General features: G+C 52.8%; 11 protein-coding genes and 1 pseudogene. 9 read left to right on the top strand and 3 right to left on the bottom strand.

Going from position 1 to position 9,784, the window contains the following annotated elements; translation table 11 throughout:
- Positions 1-84 precede the first annotated feature (84 nt).
- Positions 85-339, bottom strand: a pseudogene (locus BS640_RS04215) (carboxymuconolactone decarboxylase family protein); the annotation flags it as partial.
- 155 nt (positions 340-494) lie between these two features.
- On the opposite strand from BS640_RS04215, the gene BS640_RS04210 reads away from it, so the two are divergent.
- From BS640_RS04210 to acpS, 8 genes are all read left to right on the top strand, one after another.
- On the top strand, positions 495-767 hold the full coding sequence (locus tag BS640_RS04210; protein WP_084911999.1) for a LysR substrate-binding domain-containing protein: 273 nt from the start codon (positions 495-497) through the stop codon (positions 765-767).
- Between the two features lie 137 nt (positions 768-904).
- Positions 905-2,704 (top strand): translation elongation factor 4, encoded by a 1,800-nt coding sequence (gene lepA / locus BS640_RS04205; RefSeq protein WP_017489888.1) that lies wholly within the window; start codon positions 905-907, stop codon positions 2,702-2,704.
- Positions 2,705-2,734: 30 nt separating this feature from the next.
- Entirely contained in the window at positions 2,735-3,712 is a 978-nt protein-coding gene (gene lepB / locus BS640_RS04200; RefSeq protein ID WP_017489887.1) for a signal peptidase I, read from the top strand.
- A 213-nt stretch (positions 3,713-3,925) separates the two neighbouring features.
- Positions 3,926-4,606, top strand: a complete 681-nt coding sequence (rnc, locus tag BS640_RS04195) for a ribonuclease III (RefSeq protein WP_026110255.1) — start codon at positions 3,926-3,928, stop codon at positions 4,604-4,606.
- Positions 4,603-5,508: a GTPase Era gene (gene era, locus BS640_RS04190; protein ID WP_017489885.1), complete on the top strand. Its 906-nt coding sequence runs from the start codon at positions 4,603-4,605 to the stop codon at positions 5,506-5,508. Before rnc ends, era begins: the two co-directional genes overlap by 4 nt.
- An 11-nt stretch (positions 5,509-5,519) precedes the next feature.
- The gene (gene recO, locus BS640_RS04185) at positions 5,520-6,257 is read left to right on the top strand and encodes a DNA repair protein RecO (protein ID WP_017489884.1); all 738 of its coding nucleotides are present in this window, start codon (positions 5,520-5,522) and stop codon (positions 6,255-6,257) included.
- 100 nt (positions 6,258-6,357) lie between these two features.
- On the top strand, positions 6,358-7,089 hold the full coding sequence (gene pdxJ / locus BS640_RS04180; RefSeq protein WP_017489883.1) for a pyridoxine 5'-phosphate synthase: 732 nt from the start codon (positions 6,358-6,360) through the stop codon (positions 7,087-7,089).
- Positions 7,089-7,469, top strand: a complete 381-nt coding sequence (acpS, locus tag BS640_RS04175; RefSeq protein ID WP_017489882.1) for a holo-ACP synthase — start codon at positions 7,089-7,091, stop codon at positions 7,467-7,469. The genes pdxJ and acpS overlap by 1 nt, the downstream gene beginning before the upstream one ends.
- A gap of 40 nt (positions 7,470-7,509) precedes the next feature.
- On the opposite strand, the gene BS640_RS04170 is transcribed toward acpS, so the two are convergent.
- On the bottom strand, positions 7,510-7,770 hold the full coding sequence (locus tag BS640_RS04170) for a YfhL family 4Fe-4S dicluster ferredoxin (protein ID WP_017489881.1): 261 nt from the start codon (positions 7,768-7,770) through the stop codon (positions 7,510-7,512).
- A gap of 99 nt (positions 7,771-7,869) precedes the next feature.
- A complete protein-coding gene (locus tag BS640_RS04165; RefSeq protein ID WP_017489880.1) occupies positions 7,870-8,718 on the bottom strand; it encodes a MurR/RpiR family transcriptional regulator in 849 nt (282 codons plus the stop codon).
- Positions 8,719-8,843: 125 nt separating this feature from the next.
- On the opposite strand from BS640_RS04165, the gene murQ reads away from it, so the two are divergent.
- On the top strand, positions 8,844-9,737 hold the full coding sequence (gene murQ / locus BS640_RS04160) for an N-acetylmuramic acid 6-phosphate etherase (RefSeq protein ID WP_084911996.1): 894 nt from the start codon (positions 8,844-8,846) through the stop codon (positions 9,735-9,737).
- Positions 9,738-9,784: the final 47 nt, after the last annotated feature.

The following is a 9,784-nucleotide window of genomic DNA, read 5'->3' as shown; positions in this document are numbered from 1 at the left end:
GTAAATGAGCATTTTCCTAAACTGCCGGAGCCTTATCAGGCAGGCATCGGAGGGATTTATCTAACCTAATAATTCAGTTTGATATTATTTATCTAATGTATTAATTGGGCCAAGAATATCGCGGACGTTCACCAGTGCATTTCGCACCGCTGCGCCACCCGCATAAAATAACAACTGCAAAAGAGACTCAATAATCTGCTCACGTGTCGCACCCGCATTCAACGCTGCCTGCGTATGAGCGCGAAGCTGAGGCACGGTATGACCGAGCGTAACGCAAGCGCCAATCACCACCACTTCGCGGGTGATTAAGTCGAGGCCTGGCCGGTTGAGTATGATGCCGAAGCGCTAGCCGAAAGCCAGACACCTCGTCCAAGGGGATTATTCAGAGTCATTTTTCCAGTTTCGTTCGGCGGCATGCGATTTCACCCATTCTTGATGATTACCTTGGCAAAAATCCAGAACTGACGGTAGATCTGATCCTCAGCGACAGAGCGTTGGATATCGTCGATGAACGCGCCGACATGATGGTCAAAATCGGCGAGACGTTGAGAATGGCGGCGCTGAGTGGACTGAGTATTATTATGCAGCCTAAGATTTTACTGGCTGAAGACCTCAAAAACGGCAATTTACGCGCTTTGCTCAGCAATTTTGCTCCTGAGCCGAAATTCGTGCCTCTTCTCACCCTGCCAGGCAGGCAACAAACGCCGAAAGTCCGCACCTTTATTGACTTTTTACGGTCACGTTTTCCAGTGCGTAAAACGCGGTAAAGCTATCGTATCCTTTCGTGTAACCCGCATACAGTGTAAGATGCGCCCATATTTGCGTGGGTAGTTTTGGTGTTGAGTCCATTGCTGTGTCCATGAAAAAGGTTTAAGCGCTATCAATTAGAGAAAATCATCTATAAATGAAGAACATAAGAAACTTCTCCATTATTGCCCACATTGACCACGGTAAGTCGACACTTTCTGACCGTATTATCCAAATCTGCGGTGGGTTAACCGATCGTGAAATGGCCGCTCAGGTCCTGGACTCCATGGATCTCGAACGTGAGCGCGGTATTACCATTAAGGCCCAGAGTGTCACGCTGGACTATAAAGCGCTTAATGGTGAAACTTACCACCTCAACTTCATCGACACCCCTGGACACGTGGACTTCTCTTATGAAGTTTCTCGTTCTCTTGCCGCCTGCGAAGGCGCACTGCTGGTCGTTGATGCCGGTCAGGGTGTAGAAGCCCAGACGCTGGCAAACTGCTATACCGCGATGGAAATGGATCTCGAAGTTGTGCCGGTTCTGAACAAAATCGACCTGCCCGCTGCCGACCCGGATCGCGTTTCTCAGGAAATCGAAGATATCGTCGGTATCGACGCCACCGATGCAGTCCGCTGCTCGGCTAAAACTGGTGTGGGCGTGCCTGACATCCTTGAGCGTCTGGTGCGTGATATCCCGCCGCCGGAAGGTGACCCTGAAGCGCCACTGCAAGCGCTGATCATCGACTCCTGGTTCGATAACTACCTCGGCGTTGTTTCTCTGGTGCGTATCAAAAACGGCACCATGCGCAAAGGCGACAAGATTAAAGTCATGAGCACCGGTCAGGTTTACAACGCCGACCGTCTCGGCATCTTCACGCCTAAGCGTGTAGACACCGACGTGCTGAACTGCGGCGAAGTAGGCTGGCTGGTTTGCGCCATCAAAGACATCCTTGGCGCACCAGTAGGCGATACCCTGACGCTGGCACGCCAGCCGGCAGACAAAGCGCTGCCGGGCTTCAAAAAAGTTAAGCCACAGGTTTATGCGGGTCTGTTCCCGATTAGCTCCGATGATTACGAAAACTTCCGTGATGCACTGGGCAAACTGAGTCTGAACGACGCCTCGCTGTTCTATGAGCCAGAGAGCTCTACCGCGTTAGGCTTCGGCTTCCGCTGTGGCTTCCTGGGTCTGCTGCACATGGAGATCATTCAGGAACGTCTCGAGCGTGAATACGACCTGGAACTGATCACCACCGCACCAACGGTTGTGTATGAAGTTGTGACTACTGCCGGTGAAACCGTCTACGTTGACAGCCCATCCAAGCTGCCGGCGCTGAACAACATTGAAGAGCTGCGCGAGCCAATCGCTGAGTGCCACATGCTGATGCCTCAGGAATACCTGGGCAGCGTGATCACCCTGTGTATCGAGAAGCGCGGCGTGCAGACCAACATGGTTTACCACGGTAACCAGGTTGCGCTGACCTATGAAATTCCAATGGCGGAAGTGGTGCTGGACTTCTTCGACCGACTGAAGTCAACCTCACGCGGCTATGCATCACTCGATTACAATTTCAAACGATTCCAGACTTCAGACATGGTGCGCGTTGATGTTCTAATCAACGGCGAACGTGTGGATGCCCTGGCGCTGATCACCCACCGCGATAACTCGCAGTACCGTGGTCGCGATCTGGTTGAGAAAATGAAAGAGCTGATCCCGCGTCAGCAGTTTGACATCGCTATTCAGGCTGCTATCGGCAACCACGTTATTGCTCGTTCAACGGTTAAACAGTTGCGTAAAAACGTTTTGGCCAAGTGCTACGGCGGTGACGTTAGCCGTAAGAAAAAACTGTTGCAGAAACAGAAAGACGGTAAGAAAAGAATGAAGCAGGTGGGTAACGTTGAGTTGCCACAGGAAGCGTTCCTGGCCATTCTGCACGTAGGTAAAGACAGCAAGTAAGTCTTTGGATAAGTTTGTGAAGGAGTAGGAATGGCTAACATGTTTGCCGCGATACTGTTCGTCGCAACGATAGTGTCAGGAATAATTTGGGCTATCGATCGTTTTAAGCTGGCGCCTGCGCGTCGTGAAAAAATCGCGCGCCTGAAAGTCGAAACGGCGGGTGCGGTAGACGAGAAAACCCTGAGCAAGGCTGCCAAGCAGCCGGGCTGGGTGGAAACCTGTGCTTCCGTATTTCCGGTTCTGCTGGTGGTATTTGTAGTTCGTTCCTTTATTTACGAACCTTTCCAAATTCCCTCCGGCTCGATGATGCCGACGCTGCTGATTGGCGACTTTATTGTGGTCGAAAAATACGCTTATGGATTAAAAGATCCTATTTTCCAGACCAAGCTTATCCCTACCGGTGAGCCGAAACGTGGTGACGTGGTGGTATTTAAATATCCCCTGAATCCACAGCTGGATTATATTAAGCGTCTCGTCGGATTACCGGGCGACAGAGTCACCTATGATCCAATGAGTAAAGAAGTGACGGTTCAACCGGCGTGCAATAACGGACAGGCTTGTGATAAAGCATTAGCCATTACCTATACCGCCAATGAGCCAAGCAACTTTGTTCAAACCTTTGGCCAGGCTTCTGGCGAAGAGGCAACCAGCGGTTTCTTTGAAACGGATCCTTCTGCACCGGTTCCGCAGGACGGCGTTCGTTTGCTCGCGCGTAAGGAAACTCTGGGCAATGTTACCCATAATATTCTTATCGTTCCCGGCGCACGCGATCAGCTGAGTGGTTATTATCAGCAGCCTGGTCAACCGCTTGGTACCTGGGTTGTTCCACCTGGTCATTATTTCATGATGGGTGACAACCGCGATAACAGCGCTGACAGCCGTTATTGGGGCTTTGTGCCAGAGAAAGATCTGGTGGGCAGAGCTTCAGGTATTTGGATGAGCTTTAAGAAGCAAGAAGGCGAATGGCCAACGGGTATACGTTTAAGCCGTATTGGTGGAATTCATTAATGCTATGCCCGTGACTATAAAGTCCGGGCATATTAACGCAGCATTATATTTCCACTCGTTGTAGAATATCTCTTCGAGCGATAAAAGTTGGCTACCCTTTTTATAAAAGAGAGGGAGCCACTGCAAACGAAACAGCTTTGGATCGGCTTTTGGCGAAGCAGGCCTGTTCCGTATGCTGAAGTTTTTGACGCATTCTTGATCTATTGGTAACTCATGAATCCCATCGTAATAAACAGGCTTCAGCGAAAGCTGGGCTACACTTTTCAACAGCAGGAGCTTTTATTGCAGGCACTGACTCACCGCAGCGCCAGCAGCAAGCACAATGAGCGATTGGAGTTCCTTGGGGACTCGATTCTCAGTTTTGTTATTGCCAATGCGCTGTATCATCGCTTTCCTCGTGTTGATGAGGGTGATATGAGCCGGATGCGTGCAACTTTGGTACGCGGTAATACCCTGGCAGAAATGGCGCGTGAATTCGACCTTGGCGAGTGCCTGCGTTTAGGCCCGGGCGAATTGAAAAGTGGTGGTTTCCGCCGTGAGTCTATTCTCGCGGATACGGTGGAGGCACTCATTGGCGGCGTGTTCCTGGATAGCGATATCCAAACCGTCGAAAGACTGATCCTCGATTGGTACCGTAGTCGTCTCGATGAAATCAGTCCCGGTGATAAGCAGAAAGACCCAAAAACCCGTTTACAGGAGTTTTTACAGGGTCGTCATCTGCCGTTGCCTTCTTATCTGGTCGTGCAGGTTCGCGGTGAAGCGCACGATCAGGAGTTTACCATCCACTGCCAGGTCAGTGGCTTGAGTCAACCGGTTGTAGGAACCGGATCAAGCCGCCGTAAAGCCGAGCAGGCGGCAGCGGAACAAGCGCTGATACAGCTGGAGCTTGAATGAGCGAAGAAAAGAATTACTGTGGTTTTGTAGCAATCGTCGGCCGACCTAACGTCGGAAAATCGACCCTGCTTAACGAGTTGCTGGGGCAGAAGATCTCCATCACTTCACGCAAACCGCAAACCACCCGTCACCGGATTATGGGTATCCATACCGAAGGTCCTTACCAGGCTATCTATGTTGATACCCCGGGGCTTCACATGGAAGAAAAACGAGCGATTAACCGCCTGATGAACCGTGCTGCAAGCAGTTCTATCGGCGACGTCGAGCTGGTTATCTTCGTGGTGGAAGGGACTCACTGGACGCCGGACGACGAAATGGTCGTTAACAAGCTGCGTGATCTGAAAAGCCCTGTGATACTGGCTATCAACAAAATCGACAACGTCACTGACAAATCCAAGCTGTTGCCGCACCTGCAATTCTTGAGTCAGCAGATGAACTTTGCCGATATCGTGCCTATTTCAGCTGAAAAAGGGACCAATGTTGACACTATCGCTGCGTTAGTGCGCAAGCAGCTGCCGGAAGCGATTCACCATTTCCCGGAAGACTACATCACCGACCGTTCACAGCGCTTTATGGCCTCCGAAATCATCCGTGAAAAACTGATGCGTTTCCTAGGCGAAGAGCTGCCGTATTCCGTGACGGTTGAAATCGAGCGTTTCGTGAGCAACGAGCGTGGCGGTTACGACATCAACGGTCTGATTCTGGTTGAGCGTGAAGGCCAGAAGAAGATGGTTATCGGTAATAAAGGTTCCAAGATCAAGACTATCGGTATCGAGGCACGCCAGGACATGGAAAACATGTTCGAAGCGAAAGTGCACCTTGAGCTGTGGGTCAAAGTTAAATCCGGTTGGGCAGACGACGAACGTGCGCTGCGCAGTCTGGGTTACGTAGACGACTTATAAGGTCTTCGCCTATGGAAGGCTGGCAACGCGCATTTGTCTTGCATGGGCGACCTTACAGTGAAACCAGCTTGATGCTGGACTTCTTCACTGAAGGGCAAGGGCGGGTACGCATACTGGCAAAAGGTGCGCGTGGCCGCCGGTCCAATCTGAAAGGCTGTTTACAGCCTTTCACTCCCTTACTGGTCCGCTGGACCGGGCGCGGTGAAGTTAAAACGCTGCGCAACGCCGAGGCCGTGTCTTTGGCGCTCCCCCTTTCAGGTTCGATTCTCTACAGCGGGCTCTACGTCAATGAGCTGGTCTCACGCGTGCTCGAGCAAGAAACCAACTACTCTTCGCTGTTTTTCGACTATTTGCATTGCCTGCAAAATCTTGCCGCTGCCAGCACTGCGCCCGAACAGGCATTACGCCAGTTTGAATTGGCGCTGTTGCATCACCTTGGCTATGGCGTCGATTTCCTGCATTGCGCGGGCAGTGGGGAAGAGGTCAGTGAAAGCATGACTTATCGCTATCGTGAGGAAAAAGGTTTTATTGCCAGCCTGGTCATTGATAACGCGAGCTTTACCGGTCGTGACCTCAAGGCGTTGGCGAGTCGTGAGTTTCCCGATGTCGCCACTCTGCGCGCCGCAAAACGTTTTACCCGCATGGCGTTGAAACCCTATCTCGGTGGTAAACCGTTGAAAAGCAGAGAGCTGTTTCGCCAGTTTGTTCTGAAAAAGCCCGCAGCTCCCGCCGAAAATCCTGCCGACTGATTTTGTTTGTGCACGCGTTAACGTGTAAAATGCCGCCTCTATCTGCTACGTTCTGCTGCGTCTAGAACCTGCTTGGGTATCAAAAAATTAGGAGTGTTTCATGGCTGAGTTATTGTTGGGCGTCAATATTGACCACATCGCGACACTGAGAAACGCGCGCGGTACTGCGTATCCCGATCCGGTTCAGGCAGCGTTCGTCTCTGAACAGGCAGGCGCCGATGGCATCACCGTGCACCTGCGTGAAGACCGTCGTCACATCACCGATCGCGACGTGCGAATCCTGCGTGAAACCATTCAAACCCGCATGAATCTCGAGATGGCGGTGACTGACGAGATGGTCGGCATTGCCTGTGAAATAAAACCGCATTTCTGCTGCCTGGTGCCGGAAAAGCGTGAAGAAGTGACCACCGAAGGCGGCCTGGACGTTGCGGGTCAGAAAGACAAGATGACCGTGGCGGTTGAGCGCCTGTCTCAGGCCGGGATCCTGGTTTCTCTGTTTATCGACCCGGATGTGCGCCAGATTGATGCTGCCGTTGCCGTGGGCGCGCCTTACATCGAAATCCACACCGGTGCCTATGCTGAAGCGCCTGAAGGCATTCACCGTGATGCAGAGTTCAAGCGAATCAAAGAAGCTGCGACCTACGCCGCGTCAAAAGGCCTGAAGGTTAACGCCGGTCACGGTCTGACCTACAAAAACGTACAGCCTATCGCCGCCTTGCCAGAGATGCACGAACTGAACATCGGTCACTCGATTATCGGTCAGGCGGTTTTTGACGGACTGGCCGGTGCGGTAAGCGAGATGAAAGCCCTGATGCGTGAAGCGCGTCGCTAATGGCTATTCTTGGGCTGGGCACCGATATTGTCGAGATAGTCCGCATCGAAGCGGTGGTTGAACGCAGTGGCGACAGGCTGGCTAAACGTATTCTCAGTGCCAATGAATGGCAGCTGTACCTGAATCACCAGCAACCGGTGCGTTTTCTGGCCAAGCGTTTTGCCGTTAAAGAAGCGGCTGCCAAGGCGCTTGGCACGGGGATTCGCAACGGGTTGGCGTTTGAGCAGTTTGAAGTGGTCAACGATGCGTTGGGCAAACCGAATCTGATTTTTCACGACCGTGCGGCAGAGATGGCCGCCGAATTCGGCGTGAAGTCAGTGCATGTGACGCTGGCCGATGAGCGCCACTACGCCTGTGCAACGGTGATTATCGAGAACTAGCCTTTCACGACAACGTTAACCGCTGCATCCTTTTGTCGACTTACCGTTGTGCAGAATGGTGCAGCACCACGAACTTGTCCCAAAGCTGGTCATTGGTTTCGACGTGCCGCGGGTCGATGATAATCGTATTGTCGATCGGGCATACTTTCTGACAGGTTGGGGCTTCGTAGTGCCCCACACATTCTGTACAGCGTTCGCTGTCTATCTCGTAATACTCACTTCCCATCGCGATGGCCTGATTAGGGCACTCCGGTTCGCACATATCGCAGTTGATGCATTTAGCGGTGATTAGCAGCGCCATAGTGTCTTATTCTCAGGATTTAAACGGGCGCGAATTATAACAAACATCCCTGGGCTAATAAGCTTCCGGCCCCGTTATCTGCAACAAACCTGATCTGGGTCAACTCAGCTTTTTCACCAACGCCTCGCTGTGTTTGATGCGTTCTGGGGCATGTTCGGTGTCTTGTTGGATGAGCGCCATAAACAGGATATCGGTTAGCGAAAACTGTGCGGTACTGGCCGAAATTGCCGCACCGCGCGTGACTGGCAGTTCGGCGAGGGTATACAGACAGTGGTCGGCCTGCTGTTGCAGCGTGTTGGGAGAGAAACTGGTCAACGCCAGCGTTTTAGCGCCCGCCTTACGGGCAACCTCTGCCGCAAGATTGATTTCCCGCCGTTCGCCACTAAACGAAATGGCCAGCAGCAGATCCTCACTCGAAAGCGCCTGCACCGTTGCCAGCAGGACGTGGGTATCCGACTCTGCGATCGCCGTGATGCCGATTTTCAACAGCTTATAGGCGAAGTCCTTGGCGACCAGCCCCGATGCCCCTAGCCCGGTCAGCACGATTTTTCGTGCATCAGTGAGCATAAACAGCGCCTGCTGGAACCGTTGCTCGCTGTTGACGTCCAGCGTGGCACGCAGAGCCGCCTGCTTCTCTGCCAGCAGTTTTTCGCCGACGGTCAACAGGCTGTCGGTGCTGAGTATCCGGTTATGCACCGTGATAGCCGGGTCCGTCTGCGGGGCAGACATCGCCTCGCTTAGTGCCAGCTTGAGCGCCGGGAAGCCCTTATATCCGAGCTTCTGGGCAAACTTGACCACGCCAGATTGACTCACGCCCGCCAGCTCGGCCAGTTTTTGCGAGCTAAGATGTCGTGCATTCTCTGGCTGCGTAAGAAGAAAATCGGCCAGTTTTTTATCATTCTCTGCCAGCTGTGGGTACATCTGACGGATGCGTATCATACAGCTCATGATCCTGTGTCCTGCCGTGAGTTCCTGGTGGTGATGTCTCTAAACTAGCAAAAAAAACTCGCTTTGCTGAATAAACTATTCAAATATGATAAATGAATTTCGAATTAAATATTCAAGAGGTCATGATGAATTTAGGCGCTTTGGTATCTGAAACCCGCAACCCGGCCACGTCTCGTCTGGATGAAATGTCCACGCTGGAGATGGTGACCTGTTTTAATGATGAAGACCGAAAGGTCCCGCAGGCTATCAACGCGGTGCTGCCCGAGATTGCGCAGGCGGTTGAGCTGGCTGCGGCGTCGTTCAGTGCCGGTGGACGCCTGATTTATCTCGGCGCAGGCACCAGCGGGCGTCTGGGTGTTCTTGATGCTTCTGAGTGTCCACCCACCTTCGGCGTGCCGCACGGTATGGTTGTTGGGTTAATTGCCGGCGGACCCGGCGCGTTGCTGAAGGCCGTAGAAGGTGCTGAAGATGACCCTGCACTCGGTGAAGAGGATTTAAAAAACCTGTCGTTGACCGCCGCCGACACCGTCGTAGGTCTGGCCGCTTCTGGCCGCACGCCTTATGTAATTGGCGCGCTGCGTTATGCCCGTGCAGTGGGCTGTGCCACGGTTGCCATTTCCTGTAACCCGGATTCACCTATCGCTCACGAGGCACAAGTGGCGATTTCGCCGGTTGTGGGGCCAGAGGCGCTGACGGGATCCACGCGGCTAAAATCGGGTACCGCGCAAAAGCTGGTGCTCAACATGATCTCTACCGGCGCGATGGTCAAGATTGGCAAGGTTTATCAGAACCTGATGGTCGATGTTAAGGCAACCAACGTAAAGCTGGTGGATCGCGCCTGCCGCATTGTGGTCGAAGCCACCGGGGCCGATCGTGCCGAGGCCGAGCATGCGCTGAAGCAGACCGCATTTGAAGTGAAACCGGCCATCCTGATGATTCTCGCGCAGATCACTGCCGAACAAGCCGCAGAGCGTTTACAGCGCCATAAAGGGTTCCTGCGCGCCGCGTTGGCGGAATAGTCGCGCGATGCCTTTGTTTGACGTTTGACAGGGTAAAAAGGGGGAGG

Source organism: Rouxiella badensis, from assembly GCF_002093665.1.
GTDB classification, from domain to species: Bacteria; Pseudomonadota; Gammaproteobacteria; order Enterobacterales; family Enterobacteriaceae; genus Rouxiella; species Rouxiella badensis.
The sequence above is the reverse complement of the archived record's forward strand: the minus strand, read 5'-3'. Positions and strand labels throughout refer to the sequence as shown.